This is a genomic window from Paenibacillus cucumis (ex Kampfer et al. 2016), assembly GCF_019748695.1.
In the GTDB taxonomy this organism is placed as follows: domain Bacteria; phylum Bacillota; class Bacilli; order Paenibacillales; family Paenibacillaceae; genus Paenibacillus; species Paenibacillus polysaccharolyticus.
Map to the genome: position 1 here is coordinate 157,429 of NZ_JACLIC010000002.1, position 15,713 is coordinate 173,141.

Consider the following 15,713-nt stretch of genomic DNA (forward strand, 5'->3'; position numbering starts at 1 on the left):
CTTAGGGCGGAGCTAACACGTAAAGGAGAATGTGTAATTATGCCCATGTTGTTAGAAGCTAGACCTGAGAATCTGGATGTTAGTTTACAAAAAGGGGAAGAAACATCGTTCGTGCCTGAGTTGGAATCGGACGAATCAACAAGTGAAGTTCAGGAGGAACATGCCGTTTCTTTGACTGATTATTTCCGTCAGGTGCCTATAGCTAGGGGAGATACTACTTGCGGAGATGCTGCGGCGATGTTAAGTGATGGACTGGAGCATCCATGTATTGTGCTCTGTGATGAACACATGAAACCGATAGGATTATTGATGCGTGAGAGCTTGTATCGTTTACTGAACGGAAGGTTCGCAGCGGACTTATTTTATCGTAAACCGATTATGAATGTAGCTAACGCATCACCGGTTATTGTAGATATACATATGGAACCCGCCGCTATTATTGACGCCGCGCTTCGGCGGGACGAGGATCATTTTTATGACTGCCTGCTCGTAACGGAACAGGATCGCTTGCTTGGTGTACTCACGATCCGTGATGTGATGTCGCTTTCTCGTAAACTTCAGCAGAAGGCATCCGCAGATCGCATATGCACCGTGACGGAGAGTGGACAGGAAATTTCACGCATTCATGACGCTGTAACCAAACTGGTTCAAGCGGCGAATCAGACCGTACAGGAAGCAGGGCAAGTTATCCTCTTGTCCAATGAGGGAGAAGGGCGTCTGCGTCAAGTTGAGTCTTCCTACCTTCAGGTTCATGAGCATATGGGGGATCAGGGCAAACACGCAAGTCAGATGCTCGAATCCATCAAAACGGGTGCAGGCATGGCGCGTTCCATTCGAACGCTGGCGGATCAGAGCGGGCTTTTGGCACTGAATGCATCGATAGAGGCTGCGCATGCCGGAGAATACGGCCGGGGGTTCCAGATTGTTGCCGGAGAGATCCGGGCACTTGCCAAACAGACACGAGAAGTGGCTGGAAACATGACCGTATTGCTTCAGGATATTGAAAGTTTAACCCAGCAGACCGTATCCCTCATTCAGGCGAGTGGTACTGAAATCGATGAGAGTGCGCAGTATGTGCAGGAAGGTGCGGCAGCGTTTGGGAAGTTAAATCATGCGGTAAAAGCTTTGTCCTGCATCGTGGAGACCATTGCTGCTGAAGGCGGGGAAGCTGGCAGGGTCGCAGAGAATATCCAGTTGAAGCTGAAAGCCATGATTACGGATCATTCCGAGCTGTGAACTAAAGCACAACCGAGGCACAGCGTATAACGGAAATCGCGCAGATCAAAAAAGAGAGACCTGGGACGTTGAACTAACGGACTAGGTCTTCTTCAGGTGTTTTTACATTCCGTTAACATGAAGGTGGTACTGTTTTTACAATGTTACGTTAGGATATTAAAGATGACTGTGCTGATTGGTAGAGAATATGAACGCCGGTCTCAACGTAAAGGGAATCCAATGATCCCTGCAACGAAGGAGAAGTGAGCATCCATGAAAGACCTCATTCACATTGATGGACTTAATTTATACTATGATACGCATCACGCGCTTAAAAATATATCGATGGATCTGCCGGAGAAAACCGTCACAGCGTTTATCGGGCCGTCAGGCTGCGGTAAATCGACATTGCTCCGTACGTTGAACCGGATGAATGACATGATTCCGGGTGTTCGTGTGGAAGGACAAGTTATGCTGAACGGTTCGGATATTTACAGTAATGAAATTGAAGTGGAGACGCTGCGCAAACGGGTAGGAATGGTATTCCAACAGCCGAACCCTTTTCCAAAATCGATCTATGACAACGTGGCGTACGGACCACGTCTGCACGGCGTAACCCAAAAAGCAGAACTGGATAAACTCGTCGAACAGAGTCTGGTTCATGCGGCATTGTGGGATGAAGTGAAGGATGTGCTGAAAAAATCGGCGTTAAGCCTGTCTGGTGGACAGCAACAACGTCTGTGCATCGCACGTGCACTGGCTGTACAGCCGGATGTGTTGTTGATGGACGAAGCAACTTCGGCGCTGGACCCGATCTCCACGCTGAAAATCGAGGAATTGGTCAAAGAGTTGCATCATAAATATACCATCGTCATGGTTACGCACAACATGCATCAGGCCGCGCGAGTATCTGGACGAACGGTGTTTTTCCTGAATGGTGAAGTGGTGGAGGCAGCTGATACGGAGACGTTATTCTCCACACCGCAAGATTCCCGGACCGAGGACTATATATCCGGTCGGTTTGGTTAAGGCGAGCTGAACAGGATGATCCCGGCTTACCCGGAGATGATGGAGAAGGAGGACATGAAATCTATGATTCGCAGAAAAGAATTTGATCAAGAGCTGGAAGAACTGCGCTCCCTGCTGAAACAAATGGGGGAACATGTAGGAAATGCCTTGGACGGTGCGATTGAGAGTTTGCAGACATTGAATGTAGAGAAAGCTCAGATCATCATTAAGAATGATGCGAATCTCAATGCCCTTGAGGACAAAATCATGGAGCTGGGCTCCAAGCTTATTATTACACAGCAGCCCGTTGCGAAGGATTTAAGACGTATTATCGTGGCCTTCAAAATCTCCAGTGACTTGGAGCGTATGGGCGATCTGGCCCTCGACGTGGCAAAGGTAACGATCCGTATGGAAGGTCAAGAGCTGATCAAGCCGCTGGTGGATATTCCACGTATGGCGGAAGTGGTGAAATCCATGATTGATGAGTCCATTGAGTCCTATTTGAAAGAAAATACCGATCTGGCCTATAAAATGGCACAAACCGATGATCAAGTAGATCAGTTGTACAGCAATATGATTCGTGACCTCTACACGTTAATGACTGAACATCCAACGAATGCATCTCAGGCTATGTTGCTCTTGATGGTTGGGCGTTACATTGAACGTATTGGTGACCATGCGACCAACATTGGTGAGAGCACCGTGTACCTGGTGACGGGTCAGCGTCCGGACCTGAACCAGTAAGTTGTTCTGGGCAGGCTATGCTGCACAAGCGAGGAATATTAGACATACAAGATAAAATAATATGATCGAAATGGAGAACTTTCTTCCGGCTGGCCTGTGCACAGGCTGACTGGGAAGGAGGTTCTTTTTTTGCGGAAGAAATGTGGTGAGAAGGGGTGTGAAGTTTTTTTGATGTAGGTGGCAGGTATGGTATCATGAGAGTAGGTATGTAAGTACAGTCTGACCATATGATACGCGAGGTGCTGGAATGGACAAGTTTATTCTTATAGATGGAAATAGCATTATTTATCGGGCATTTTTTGCAATGCCTCCTCTGACCAATTCGAAAGGTCTGCACACCAATGCGGTGTACGGATTTACGACGATGCTGCTTCGCTTGCTGGAAGAACACAAGCCTACACATGTGATGGTGGCGTTTGATGCGGGCAAAGTGACGTTCCGTCATGAAGGGTATCAGGAATACAAGGGTGGACGGGAAAAAACACCGCCGGAGTTGTCCGAGCAGTTCCCATTGCTTAAAGAGTTATTGCAAGGCCTTGGGATCGCGCAGTTTGAACTGGCTGGTTTCGAGGCGGATGATATTATCGGAACACTGACCAAACGCGCGGATGATGCAGGCAGACAGGTTCTCGTTGTATCGGGTGACAAGGATATGTTGCAACTTGCTTCCGAGCATGTACATATCGGGCTGACGCGTAAAGGGGTTACGGAGATTGAACTGTACGACCCGGCTCAGATTAAGGAACGTTACGGTCTGACACCACTACAGATCATTGATCTGAAAGGTCTGATGGGCGATGCTTCCGATAATATTCCGGGTATTCCGGGTGTTGGGGAGAAAACGGCGCTGAAACTGCTACACCAGTTTGGATCGGTGGAAGAGGTGCTGAACGGTACGGGTGAACTGAAAGGCAAGATGAAGGAAAAGATTGAAACCCACGCCGATGATGCACGCATGAGTAAACAGCTGGCGACGATTCACCGTGAGGTTCCGCTCGAGCAGACGTGGGATGATATGAAGTTTGATGGATTGAAAGAAGCAAGTGCAGGGCCTGCACTTGCTAAGCTGGAGTTTAAGTCATTGCTGGAGCGCTTGTCCTTTAGCGGTAGCGTGGCTTCCGAGCAAGAGGCTGTTCCAGCGGCTGAGGTTGAATCTACGATTGCAACAGAAGATAACATAGCTGATCTGATGGATATGTTGGATTCGATCGATGTGCTGCATGTGGAAACGCATGGTGACAATCCGCATCAGGCGAAGCTTGTTGGTCTTGCCGTAGGTGCCGGGGAGAAATATACGTTCATATCTCCGGAATTACTAAAGTCTGATGCGGCAACTCCTGTACGGGAATGGCTTGCAAGTGCCGACCAGCCAAAGCGTGGATATGATCTGCATCGTGTGGATTTGGCTTTGCATGCACATGGCATTGAATTCTCAGGTGCATCATTTGATGTGCAGCTTGCTGCTTATTTGCTTGACCCGACCGAGTCGAATCAGACAATCAGCGGGCTGACGTCCAAGTATGGGCTGCCTTCGCTGGTTGAAGACGATACCGTTCTGGGGAAAGGGGCTAAATACAAATTGCCTGATGCGGATGTTTTGGGCGATTTCCTATGCCGGAAAGCCGCTGCGCTGGCCGCGATTATCCCTCTTCAGGAACAAGCGCTGGAGAGCGATGAGATGAATTCACTATTCCATGAGCTCGAAATGCCGTTATCTCGTATTCTCGCCGACATGGAGAAGCAGGGAATCAAGGCGAACACAGAAGACTTACAAGCCCTTGGTCGTGAATTTGAAGGACAGATCGGCAAGCTGATGGCCGAAATCTACAAGTTGTCCGGTACGGAGTTTAATCTGAACTCACCTAGACAACTCGGCGAGATTTTGTTTGACAAGCTGGGCCTGCCTGTCGTGAAGAAAACAAAAACAGGCTACTCCACCGACGCTGAAGTGCTGGAAAAGCTGGCTCCTTATAACGACGTGGTGCAGCACATTTTGCAATATCGCCAGCTTGCCAAGCTGCAATCCACTTATGTGGAAGGTTTGCTGAAAGAGATATCCGACCGGGATGGCAAGGTGCATACGTTCTATCGTCAAACCATTGCAGCAACAGGACGACTGAGTAGCCAGTTCCCGAACTTGCAGAACATTCCGATTCGTATGGAAGAAGGACGCAAAATTCGTAAGGTCTTTGTACCGTCCGAGCCGGGTTGGTCTATTCTCGCAGCCGACTACTCTCAGATTGAACTGCGTGTACTGGCACATATTTCAGATGATGAGCGTCTGAAGGAAGCTTTTGTACATGATATGGATATCCATACGAAGACCGCCTCCGATGTATTCGGCGTGAAGCCGGAGGATGTGGACAGTGACATGCGTCGTTCTGCGAAGGCGGTTAACTTCGGAATCGTATACGGAATCAGTGATTATGGTCTATCGCAAAACTTGAACATTACGCGGAAAGAAGCGGCACAGTTCATCGATCAGTATTTTGAAATATTCCAGGGTGTGCGCCGGTATATGGATGATATTGTGAAGGATGCACGCCGGGACGGTTATGTGAAAACGATGCTGGAACGCCGCCGTTATCTGCCCGAAATCAACGCGAGTAATTTTAATCTACGTTCCTTCGCGGAACGTACCGCGATGAACACACCGATCCAAGGTACTGCGGCTGATATCATTAAGCTGGCGATGGTACAGATGGACGAGGCGCTGCGCGAGCGTAAGCTACAGAGCCGTATGTTACTTCAGGTACACGATGAGCTCGTTTTTGAAGTGCCGGCGGATGAACTGGAGCTGATGAAGGAGCTTGTGCCTTCGGTGATGGAAAAGGCGCTTCCGCTGTCGGTGCCGCTCAAAGCTGAGGTTAGCTTTGGTGAGAACTGGTATGAAGCAAAATAGATAAGAAGGGGTCCCGCTGAGCGTCATCTTCCGTTATAATATAAGGGAGGTGAGAACATCATGCCGGAACTACCGGAAGTCGAAACAGTCAGAAGAACGTTGAATCAACTTATTGTAGGTAAAACGATAGATTATGTTACCGTTAATTTGCCGCGGATTATTCAGCGGCCTGACGATATAGAAGCATTTGCATTGGAACTGGCAGGACATACCGTGATTGGTGTAGAGCGCCGGGGCAAGTTTTTACGGATTTTGCTGGACGGGCTTGTGCTGGTCTCCCATCTGCGGATGGAGGGACGTTATGGTGTGTACCATCAGCACGAAGAGGTGGAGAAACACACTCATGTCATCTTCCACTTCAATGATGGGACGGAATTGCGATACAAGGATGTTCGTCAGTTTGGAACGATGCATCTGTTCAGCGCAGGTGAAGAGCTGGTTTCGAAACCGCTCATGAAGCTTGGACTGGAACCACTGGATGAGGCTTTTACCGTGGACGCGTTCCGCGCTGCAGTGGGGAAACGTACGACCAAAATTAAAGCTGTATTGCTGAATCAGGCATATGTGGTTGGCATCGGGAATATTTATGTGGACGAGGCTCTCTTCCGTGCAGGTATACATCCCGAGACGATTGCGAAGACGCTGACCGAAGCACAGCTGAAGGTTTTGCATGAAGCCATTGTGGCTACGCTACAGGATGCCGTGAATGCAGGAGGTTCCTCAATCAAGTCATATGTTAATGGGCAAGGCGAGATGGGCATGTTCCAGCATCAGCTGAAAATTTATGGCCGTAAAGCCGAGCCTTGCCATACCTGCGGCACATTGATTGAAAAAAGTGTCGTTGGCGGACGTGGGACGCACTTTTGCCCGAATTGTCAACGACTTTGATATCCCGAACCAGAACTGAATCAATGAAATGATGAAATCATAGCACCCTTGGATTCCTCCCTCCATATACTGATATGGCAGAAATAAGCGGGCATATACCCATACTGACATCATCAGTTGGCACGTACCGCACAGGGGAGGAATCCGGGGTGCTGCATCATTTTATTTCATTACTGGCGCTTGCTTTTGCAGTGAGTTTAGATGGTTTTGGAGTTGGAATTACATATGGACTTCGGAGGACCAAGATTCCGCTCTTATCCATTGCTATTATTTCGCTTTGTTCGGGATTGGTAATCGCGTTATCTATGCAGGTTGGTGTGCTCTTATCTCATGTTGTGTCCCCAGAAGTAGCTTCAATTGTGGGGGCTGTCATTCTCATTGTGATTGGTGCGTGGTCGCTTTTGCAACTGATCAGGCGGCGGGGCAAAGAACGTGAGGAAGCTGAGAGTGAATTGGTGCAGGAGAGATTGCTTCAAGAAAAGGGAACAACGGAATCGGGGCTTTCATCCAGAAGCAAGAATCAATTAATGGTTCTGGAAGTGCAACCATCGCCAACGGATGGTTCGGTGGAGCGCATGGTATTTACACTGGAATTGCGCAAGCTGGGTGTGGTTATTCAAATTTTGCGCAGCCCGTCCAAGGCGGACATGGATAACTCAGGCAGTATCTCCGCACAGGAAGCGATGTGGCTCGGAATTGCGCTGTCACTGGATGCCTTTGGTGCAGGTCTGGGTGCGGCATTGCTTGGATTTCCTACGCTGTGGACAGCACTGGTGATTGCTTTGTTTAGTGGGGCGTTTCTGTCACTTGGCATGAAGGTAGGATTACGGTTTGCAGCACAGCGCTGGATGCAGAAACTCTCAGTTCTGCCGGCCCTGCTGTTAATGATTATGGGAATATTCAAGTTGTTTTGAGGAGTAATAAAGCTGTTATGAGGTGAGACGATGAATATAGGCTTAACGGGCGGAATCGCAACAGGCAAAAGCAGTGTTTCCGCCTATCTGGCCAGTAAGGGAGCGCTGCTAATCGATGCAGATGTTATTGCCCGGGAAGTTATGTTGCCTGGGCATCCCGTTTTGGCTGCCGCTGTTCAGCGGTTTGGACAAGCTATCTTGAATGAGGACGGAACACTGGATCGGAAAAAGTTAGGGAGTATTGTTTTTCAGCACCCTGAGGAACGTAAAGCGCTTGAGGCCATCACTCATCCGGCGATCCGGAAGGAAATGCGTGAGAGAGCGGCTGCATACGAATTGAAACATCCGGACAAGCTGGTGGTGTCGGATATTCCTTTGCTGTACGAGTCGGGTCTTGAGGAAGGTTTTTCGGAAGTTATGGTCGTATATGTACCTAGAGCAGCACAACTGGAGCGACTGATGAACCGGGATCAAATGACCCAGGCTGACGCCGAAGCACGCATTGCGGCCCAAATGGATATTGAACGCAAAAAAGAGCGGGCAGATATCGTTATTGATAACAGCGGATCATGGGCTCAGACGGAGAAGCAGCTTGAATTATTTTTAACTCATAAGGGTTTATTATGAAAATATTGCGTAAAAAACGTGTACTGCTGATCATGTTTGTTTCCTTTGTACTTGTGTTATTTCTAAATACGAACTGGATGGCCTGGTTTTATCCGATTGAATATAAGGAAGAGATTCGGGCGCAATCCCAGAGCTATGAGGTTGATCCGTTTCTGATCGCCTCGATTATTAGGGTGGAGACCAATTTCAAGACCAGTAAAGAATCCAAACGTGGTGCGATCGGACTGATGCAGCTCATGCCGGATACGGCGAACTGGATTCTGGAACAAGCCAAAATTCCGGATACTTCGCTGGAGGAATTGAAACATGAACCTGGGCGAAATATTCAACTGGGGACATGGTATCTGCGTAATCTGTCAGACCAGTTTAGTGGCAACGAAATTGTGATGATTGCCGCTTATAATGCAGGACCGGGGAAGGTCAGCAGCTGGTTGAAAAATGGTGTATGGGATGGCACGCTTGAAACGGTGAAGGATATTCCTTTTGGTGAGACACGCCACTATGTACAACGGGTTATTTACTATTATAATCAGTATGTGAAGATCTACGATACGTTCTAAAGCGATTGCTCGGAAAAAGATAAGGAGAAGCACGGAGCAGACCGGTAGTGTACCGGCCGCCCCATGCTCCTCTGTGTAACTTATTACGATGCAGATAATTATTGGTATTGACCTGCCAATTGCTGTTCTGCAATTGTTACCAGACGCTTCGTGATGTATCCACCGATCGAACCGTTCTCGTAAGAAGTCATGTTACCTTGGTACCCATCTTGTGGGATGCTGATTCCGAGTTCTTGAGCTACTTCATATTTCATTTGCTCCAGGGCTGCGGAAGCTTTAGTTACAACCAAGTTGTTGGAATTACCGTTGCTTTGTGCCATTGCTGTTCACCTCCTCGCGGGTTGGTAAAAGTATTATGTGTCGCGAATGCGATTTTCATTACAAGATATGCTCAGGGAATATGTGGTAAAAAGTAAAAGTGGGAAGTGATCTTAGTTGAAATGTCCTTATTGTGGTTATTTAGGTACCAAAGTGTTGGACTCCAGACCAGCGAATGAATCGAAATCCATCCGCCGCCGCCGCGAATGTGAGCAGTGCGCGAGAAGATTTACAACCTTTGAAATGATTGAAGAAACACCGTTGATCGTCATTAAGAAGGACGGTAGCCGGGAAGAGTTCAGCCGTGACAAAATTCTCCGTGGTTTGATCCGTGCGTGTGAGAAGCGTCCGGTCTCTGTAGAAACGCTGGAGATGATGGTATCTGAAGTGGAGAAGTCACTGCGTAACACAGCAGAAGCTGAGGTAGAGAGCCGTCAGATCGGCGAGCTGTTAATGGAGCAGCTGTTTCCGGTTGATGAAGTGGCGTACGTGCGATTTGCTTCTGTGTACCGCCAGTTCAAAGACATTAACATGTTCATGAAAGAACTGAAATCACTGCTGTCCAAAGAAGATCTGGAGGACTAATGTAGTGGGGGAAAAGGAGAAGAGCAATCCGGAGCTGCATCTGGTATATGCCATGCCGTGTGTGCCCGTAACATGAATGTTCTTCTCCATAGATTTCGGTGCTTCAGAAGGGTATTGACAGTCCAGAAGGGATTTTATATGATATAGAAGTCGCCTGTAAAATGAGTTTTTAGCAGTGCTGGACAAGATGTAACATCATATCCTGGGGCCTTAGCTCAGCTGGGAGAGCGCATCGCTGGCAGCGATGAGGTCAGGGGTTCGATCCCCCTAGGCTCCATACTTGTAGAGAACCCGCTGATACAGCGGGTTCTTTCGTTTGTCTAGACGTTGACTGTGCGTGGACAATTCGCAGATCTGCGCTCCACGCATCGCAGATATACGCGCCTAATCCCTCGTTTTCTTACCGTACTTATTATCGAAGGAGACGGTATGGAATGGATAAACGTAAAGGAAGAACAATTAAGAGTGAGCGCACATCAACGCGCTTGCAGTACTCGTTAGACTACTTGTTCGATTATTATTACCAGGCGAAGAAGTCGGAAGGGCGAGCGGAGAATACGCTAAAGACATACGTACAAAATTACAATTACTTCTGCGAATTTCTGGATGAGCGTAAGATCATTCGTGACAGCCGGAATATCAACGTTGAGGTAGGGCGTGACTACATAAATTTGGTTACGGGATGAAAAACGGAGGTTTAGCGATAACTGTAACGTTCCGGAATCTGTTCGCACTGTTGGACTTCTTCCGAAATCAATTAACGTACGCATTAAGAATATGAAGACGATGTTTAAGGTTTTATAAGAAGAGGAAGTAATTGAAGCAGATTCGTTTACGTATCTAAAGAACGTACAGGACATTGCGAAAGATATTGAGGTACTTACCGCGGAGGAAATGAACAACCTACTCAAAGCGCCAAACCAGCGCAAATACAGCGACTTCCGTGATTTCGTAGTCATAAATCTCCTGATCGACGGGATGTTACGTGTAGACGAGACGTTAACATTGCGCATGACAGACGTAGACTTTATCGCATGCTGTGCAACTTTACAACGGGAAGTGACCAAGACGCGTAAGCCTCGAATTGTACCGATCACAAAACGAACAGCTAAGCTGATGCAAGAATTAATCCGCGAATCAACGGAATTTGTGAGTGAATATATCTATTCCTAAACAACTATGGTGAATGCTTGGGGCCTAACCATTTTCGGCATGAATTAAAGAAATACGCAGATCATGCTGGAATTGAGAAACACATTTATCCGCATTTGTTGAGGTATGCTGGGGCGAAATTCTTTCTTGAGTAGAGCGGGTCACAGCATCATCTGTAGGTTATTTTGGGGCACGCCGATGGTCGGATGACCGCTCACTATACACATCTGTCTGTTAAAAACGTGAGGAAGAATTACGACGTCCATTAAACGCGGTTTTCGGTAAGCTAGAGAAGTTAAGTAGAATAAAACGATAATACGATGTAAAGCCGCCGGATAGCTCACTGCAGCAGTTCGGCATTCCTTCTATTTTGCACTATTATATATACGTTTAGTTTCGTTATTTCCAGGCAGATACCCCTTGAGTCCAAATTTTTGCCTCTTTAGGCTTTCCGTAAAATTACCGTGAAATTAGCACATTTAAACGTCGGCCCTAACAAATACCCTCGTGCTATTTGAACAACTAAATCTACGGAGATCTCACGGCGATGATTATGAGGGGGCATGGGGAGATCAGAGGAGAGTATATCGAAAGAAAAACTTAAAATGCGAACGTATGTTTTTTGTTGCGGTAACCGATGGAAATGATATAATAGTTAAATCGTGGTAAGGTTTGAGGAGGGAGGTGTAACCCTCTATGACGATGGAAGCGATTATAACTTTAGTTTTTGTAGCAATGACTTTTGTAGTAAATTTGTTTAATGCATTCATCAATCTTATAAATATAAAGAAAAAGTAGTCGCCCCCCGCCAAGGTTACGACTACTCATTTTGAAGATGTACTACTTTTTTTAAAAATTCGAAACCTTATCACGATAACTGACGAAAAGTCTGAAATATTGTATTTTAGACTGATTGTCAATCATGATTTACATTTTAGTTTATTTTACACCTGTGAGTCAAATGGTTCAAGTATTATATTTGTGTAATTAAAAAAACCCGCATCGGAGACTGTTTCTGATAGTGGGTTTTTTGTCGTTTTTGGGTATCGACAAATTTGAGGGAGTGAGATTTGCGGAGTAGTATTTCGGTCACTAGCACGGTTAACATACGGGAGTACATCGCCGCAACCGTTAATTACGGGTATCTGTGTACTTACGATGGTGTGTTCGCCCGCTATAAATGTCGCGGATATGCGGATAAGGTGGACCATATTTGAGGTAGATGCGAGCATAGTTATGCGGAGATATCTCGTGTTGAGTACAGAAGCGAGTCCATTTGCGAAGGTAACTTTGAAGTAAAAAGAGAAAAGACTTAGCTTGGAATTTTTACGAGTTCTCGTGGTCAATAAGAGGTAATGAATAATTTGTTCGCTAATAACTGATACTGGAATTTAATTGAATTTAAGAAGGAGTGTTTGAGTTAAATGAATAATTTACAGATTAGTCTCTCACAGACCACACTAAATACTTTTTTGAAAAAAAGCCTCTCTCTAGTCAGGCAGTCTGAACCAATTTCTAATGTTATTGTTGAAAAAAACGGAGTGAAGGTTACTGCAAATATCCAGTTAAAATCCATTGAAGTAGATGATTTAAATTTAGCTGAACCGAATAAAGTAAGTTTAAATAATGTTAAACTGAGTTTTGAGCTGTTGAATGTAGTCGTGGAAGTAGATATTAAACGCATTCATGACTCAATTAAGGTTTTAAATTTACCTGGCGATCGTTTAGATGTAGAAATAAGCTGGGACTTTTTTGAGGGAGAACCAGATATAAAACTAACTTTGGGAATTGAGGATTACTTTAGCCCTCAGTTTACCGCTGAAATGAATTTTTCCATAAATGGGCTAGATGTTATGGTTGGCTTAAGTAATTTTAATGTCCATAGTTTGAACATAGCAAGTAATCTTGGAGAAAAAATAGAAGATCAAATTATTAATGAAGTAAAACAAATTATAAAGGAAAAAATAGGTGAATGGGCTGATAAAGTCCTCGATTTTATAGGTGATTTGGCTCGTTTTTTACCTGTCGATAATATGGCAAGCTGGATCGTAGTTGAACTATCTGAAAGTGAAGTGTTTAAACACTTGGTAGAAAAAGCTGTCAAAGACAATGTAAAAGAAGAGAAGGTTTACACAATACCAAATAAGTTTGAGTTAGGGAAAGATCAAACGAAAGTTAATGTTTCTCTTGCTGATGAAAATACAGCTTCAGTGCATGTGGAAAACGGTACTTTAATTGGTTTAGTTAACTTCAAAGACATTTAAAAATAACGACTGCAAACCTTCCTATAGTTGCAGTCGTTATTTTTCGTAAGAATCCCCTTACAAACACCTTGCCATTTCCGTCCAGGTACGTTCCCCTTACCAAAGCCTAAACACACTGATTCCACAGTAAAACCACGTATGGAGGAGAACGCGAAGTTGCGTTCTCCAACAAAAAGAAAGAGACGCATGAACAGACGTTAAACATAATACCAAGTAGGCCAAAAGATACGTGATCGACCGTTTGGTCACAGTGCTGATCTTACTGTTCAAGATGTAGTAATTGATTACACTACGGGTGAATGGTTATGTGTATCTTGCTCCTGTGACGTTGGACAACGCGGATAGAGATTACCTACGTGATCATTTTAGGGAGTAAGAAAGGCAAAGATGGGAATGGCCGCGTCTTATATAAAGTAAATACGCAATGAAAAGGCGCAGTTCTCACGGGAGTATCCGTTGAGGGCTACGTCCTTTCATTACGTTTATAAGAAGAACGCGCAGATAAATTGAATTGAAAAGAAAATAAAGTATTGCCAAATGTATACAGAATGATACTATTGGTTTTATACAATAGTTTTAAGAGACTAATTAGAGGTGCGATTTATTATGATAATTGAAAGTCACATTAAGGAAGGACTAAGCAGAGCTTACGTTATAGCGGTGGCTCATAAGGCCGGGATGAATTTCTCTAAACCTGATTTTGATTACGGCTTCGATGGGACATTCAGGGATACACGTAACTATAACGGACGATACTGTGATACGGGGTTTTGCATAGACATTCAACTTAAAGCTACTGAAAATGTTGTAATGGAAGAAGATTACATAAAATATGATTTAGAAGTTAAGAATTATAATGATCTAGTTCTAAAAGATGTGGGTAGTCCGCGTATATTAGTACTGTACGTTCTTCCTCCTGAGCAAGATGAATGGTTGAACGTGTCAGAGTTTGGAACAACACTTAAAAACTGCGCTTGGTGGTGTTCTTTAAAAGGGATGGAACCAACTACAAACTCAAGCAGGGTACGTATAAAAGTCCCTAAGTCCCAATTATTAACGGAAGTTTCTTTAAAATCATTAATGAATAAAGTAAAAATGGGTGAAGAGATATGCAATCTAACCTGATAAAACTTAACTCGCTGACGAATTACTTGCTAAGTAGGAATTGGACTTGGAATAAAGTTTTTCCAAATAAAAAACTTAAAGTTTTTAATAAATTTGTTGATGAGCATAGCGATCCCTTAACCATTGTTATACCTTCAAATGAAACATTTCAAGACTATATACCAAGGGTTCAATCAGTGGTAGAAACTTTAGCTGCTTTTGAAGGTGTGAGCAAAGAACAAGTAATAAGAGATATAACCTCTATGGATATCGATAAGCTTGAAATAAGAGTTGTTTCCACATTTGCAGAAGATGGATCGATTCCTCTAAGTTATGCATCTAATTTAATTGATGGTTTAAAAAACCTAATTGTTTCCGCAGCCTATTCAGAAGAGAACCCTAAGCGTTCTTTTAAAAGACCGTCTCAAAAGGCATTAAGTTATAGTGATTCATTTAAATTAGGTCAGACAGCAGTGGGTAGTTATGTTGTCACAGTTGAATCGGGTCCTTTATTAGATGATCATGTCGAAATGGTAATCGATAATCATGTAGCGAGAACAGAACCCTTCTCGAGAAGGGTAATGAGAAGGATTCACAAAGCTATGCATCAGATAGAGTCGTTCAATAAAGAAAACTATAAATTGTCAGACCTTATCAATGAAGGATACAACGATGGATTGAACGCAAACATTTGTGAAGCCTTACTTTCACTTTACTTCAAAGAAAAACCGGTCAAGCTCGAGTCTAGGATTAACTACTCATGGATAGTTGAAGTGGAGGGGGAGACACTCCCCGACCTTATTATATTAGATAACGATGATTACCATTCAATTAAAGTCATAGCCGAGGCATTACGGAACGAAGAGCCTGAAAGTCTTGTTATTGAAGGGACAATATCAAGACTCTCGATTAGTTCTGGTAGTCAATACGGCATAATAAACGTTAGCGCGACTTATGAAAACAAAAAACATAGTGTTAAAATCGCTCTCGAAGAAGAAGACTATAAGCTAGCTTGTGATGCGCATAAAAACAACAAAAGAGTTAGGGTTACTGGTAAAATGGATTCGTCAGGAAGGACATGGGAGATTATAGACTTGGAGGGCTTTGATATTCTTATGGATTAAAAGTTCGTTTATGACGTTTTTCTTGCTGCCAATATCAACAAGCAGTCTGAAAATATCTCCCTATAATGCGTAGTTTATTTGTTTATTTGGAACCCCGTTTAATAAAATTGCACAGCCTCCTTCGTCATGGAGACCAAGTGTGTGTGGAAACGCGCCAGACTCTCACTTGTGCGGCCCTGTAGCCGTTGCCACATCTTATATGTAAAATAAACAGCGAAATAAAAGCAACCCTATGGACTCTCGCAGTTATGCGCCCCTAAACTGTATAACAAGGTAATCGGTAAGGGATAGCGCGTGGTTTTCGGAAC

15 protein-coding genes and 1 tRNA gene are annotated in these 15,713 nt (G+C 44.7%); 15 read left to right on the forward strand and 1 reads right to left on the reverse strand.

Annotated features, from left to right (window positions below):
* The first annotated feature begins 39 nt into the window (after nucleotides 1-39).
* From H7T88_RS00725 to H7T88_RS00760, 8 genes are all read left to right on the forward strand, one after another.
* The gene (locus H7T88_RS00725; protein WP_221786463.1) at nucleotides 40-1,236 is read left to right on the forward strand and encodes a methyl-accepting chemotaxis protein; all 1,197 of its coding nucleotides are present in this window, start codon (nucleotides 40-42) and stop codon (nucleotides 1,234-1,236) included.
* 252 nt (nucleotides 1,237-1,488) lie between these two features.
* Nucleotides 1,489-2,244, forward strand: coding sequence for a phosphate ABC transporter ATP-binding protein PstB (pstB, locus tag H7T88_RS00730; protein WP_090920265.1), 756 nt, complete (start codon nucleotides 1,489-1,491; stop codon nucleotides 2,242-2,244).
* 63 nt (nucleotides 2,245-2,307) lie between these two features.
* Nucleotides 2,308-2,967 (forward strand): phosphate signaling complex protein PhoU, encoded by a 660-nt coding sequence (gene phoU, locus H7T88_RS00735; RefSeq protein ID WP_090920525.1) that lies wholly within the window; start codon nucleotides 2,308-2,310, stop codon nucleotides 2,965-2,967.
* Nucleotides 2,968-3,214: 247 nt separating this feature from the next.
* On the forward strand, nucleotides 3,215-5,869 hold the full coding sequence (gene polA, locus H7T88_RS00740; RefSeq protein ID WP_154958176.1) for a DNA polymerase I: 2,655 nt from the start codon (nucleotides 3,215-3,217) through the stop codon (nucleotides 5,867-5,869).
* A gap of 60 nt (nucleotides 5,870-5,929) precedes the next feature.
* Nucleotides 5,930-6,757, forward strand: a complete 828-nt coding sequence (gene mutM, locus H7T88_RS00745) for a DNA-formamidopyrimidine glycosylase (RefSeq protein ID WP_090920271.1) — start codon at nucleotides 5,930-5,932, stop codon at nucleotides 6,755-6,757.
* Nucleotides 6,758-6,906: 149 nt separating this feature from the next.
* Entirely contained in the window at nucleotides 6,907-7,671 is a 765-nt protein-coding gene (locus tag H7T88_RS00750) for an MntP/YtaF family protein (RefSeq protein ID WP_186811653.1), read from the forward strand.
* A gap of 30 nt (nucleotides 7,672-7,701) precedes the next feature.
* Nucleotides 7,702-8,298, forward strand: a complete 597-nt coding sequence (gene coaE / locus H7T88_RS00755) for a dephospho-CoA kinase (protein ID WP_221786464.1) — start codon at nucleotides 7,702-7,704, stop codon at nucleotides 8,296-8,298.
* Entirely contained in the window at nucleotides 8,295-8,858 is a 564-nt protein-coding gene (locus H7T88_RS00760; RefSeq protein ID WP_221786465.1) for a lytic transglycosylase domain-containing protein, read from the forward strand. Before coaE ends, H7T88_RS00760 begins: the two co-directional genes overlap by 4 nt.
* A 98-nt stretch (nucleotides 8,859-8,956) precedes the next feature.
* Here H7T88_RS00760 and H7T88_RS00765 read toward each other — a convergent pair whose 3' ends face one another.
* Entirely contained in the window at nucleotides 8,957-9,178 is a 222-nt protein-coding gene (locus tag H7T88_RS00765; protein ID WP_017689472.1) for an alpha/beta-type small acid-soluble spore protein, read from the reverse strand.
* Between the two features lie 115 nt (nucleotides 9,179-9,293).
* On the opposite strand from H7T88_RS00765, the gene nrdR reads away from it, so the two are divergent.
* The 7 genes from nrdR to H7T88_RS00800 all read left to right on the forward strand — a co-directional run bounded on the left by nrdR (nucleotide 9,294) and on the right by H7T88_RS00800 (nucleotide 15,405).
* Nucleotides 9,294-9,761, forward strand: a complete 468-nt coding sequence (gene nrdR, locus H7T88_RS00770; RefSeq protein WP_090920285.1) for a transcriptional regulator NrdR — start codon at nucleotides 9,294-9,296, stop codon at nucleotides 9,759-9,761.
* A gap of 204 nt (nucleotides 9,762-9,965) precedes the next feature.
* Nucleotides 9,966-10,038: transfer RNA gene (locus H7T88_RS00775), tRNA-Ala, on the forward strand.
* A gap of 157 nt (nucleotides 10,039-10,195) precedes the next feature.
* A complete protein-coding gene (locus tag H7T88_RS00780; protein WP_221786466.1) occupies nucleotides 10,196-10,447 on the forward strand; it encodes a hypothetical protein in 252 nt (83 codons plus the stop codon).
* 184 nt (nucleotides 10,448-10,631) lie between these two features.
* Entirely contained in the window at nucleotides 10,632-10,934 is a 303-nt protein-coding gene (locus tag H7T88_RS00785; RefSeq protein WP_312027568.1) for a tyrosine-type recombinase/integrase, read from the forward strand.
* 1,403 nt (nucleotides 10,935-12,337) lie between these two features.
* Nucleotides 12,338-13,177 carry a hypothetical protein gene (locus tag H7T88_RS00790; RefSeq protein WP_221786468.1) on the forward strand — a complete coding sequence of 280 codons (840 nt, stop codon included), beginning with the start codon at nucleotides 12,338-12,340 and terminating at the stop codon, nucleotides 13,175-13,177.
* A 606-nt stretch (nucleotides 13,178-13,783) separates the two neighbouring features.
* Nucleotides 13,784-14,302, forward strand: a complete 519-nt coding sequence (locus H7T88_RS00795; protein ID WP_221786469.1) for a DUF4365 domain-containing protein — start codon at nucleotides 13,784-13,786, stop codon at nucleotides 14,300-14,302.
* Nucleotides 14,287-15,405: a hypothetical protein gene (locus tag H7T88_RS00800; RefSeq protein WP_221786470.1), complete on the forward strand. Its 1,119-nt coding sequence runs from the start codon at nucleotides 14,287-14,289 to the stop codon at nucleotides 15,403-15,405. The genes H7T88_RS00795 and H7T88_RS00800 overlap by 16 nt, the downstream gene beginning before the upstream one ends.
* Nucleotides 15,406-15,713 lie beyond the last annotated feature (308 nt).

Bases quoted from the DNA above. Each gene is read 5' to 3' on its own strand.
- H7T88_RS00795 (WP_221786469.1), top strand. From the start codon at position 13,784: ATGATAATTGAAAGTCACATTAAGGAAGGACTAAGCAGAGCTTACGTT.
- mutM (WP_090920271.1), top strand. From the start codon at position 5,930: ATGCCGGAACTACCGGAAGTCGAAACAGTCAGAAGAACGTTGAATCAA.
- H7T88_RS00790 (WP_221786468.1), top strand. From the start codon at position 12,338: ATGAATAATTTACAGATTAGTCTCTCACAGACCACACTAAATACTTTT.
- phoU (WP_090920525.1), top strand. From the start codon at position 2,308: ATGATTCGCAGAAAAGAATTTGATCAAGAGCTGGAAGAACTGCGCTCC.
- polA (WP_154958176.1), top strand. From the start codon at position 3,215: ATGGACAAGTTTATTCTTATAGATGGAAATAGCATTATTTATCGGGCA.
- H7T88_RS00760 (WP_221786465.1), top strand. From the start codon at position 8,295: ATGAAAATATTGCGTAAAAAACGTGTACTGCTGATCATGTTTGTTTCC.
- H7T88_RS00765 (WP_017689472.1), bottom strand. From the start codon at position 9,178: ATGGCACAAAGCAACGGTAATTCCAACAACTTGGTTGTAACTAAAGCT.
- H7T88_RS00780 (WP_221786466.1), top strand. From the start codon at position 10,196: ATGGATAAACGTAAAGGAAGAACAATTAAGAGTGAGCGCACATCAACG.
- H7T88_RS00800 (WP_221786470.1), top strand. From the start codon at position 14,287: ATGCAATCTAACCTGATAAAACTTAACTCGCTGACGAATTACTTGCTA.
- H7T88_RS00725 (WP_221786463.1), top strand. From the start codon at position 40: ATGCCCATGTTGTTAGAAGCTAGACCTGAGAATCTGGATGTTAGTTTA.
- coaE (WP_221786464.1), top strand. From the start codon at position 7,702: ATGAATATAGGCTTAACGGGCGGAATCGCAACAGGCAAAAGCAGTGTT.
- pstB (WP_090920265.1), top strand. From the start codon at position 1,489: ATGAAAGACCTCATTCACATTGATGGACTTAATTTATACTATGATACG.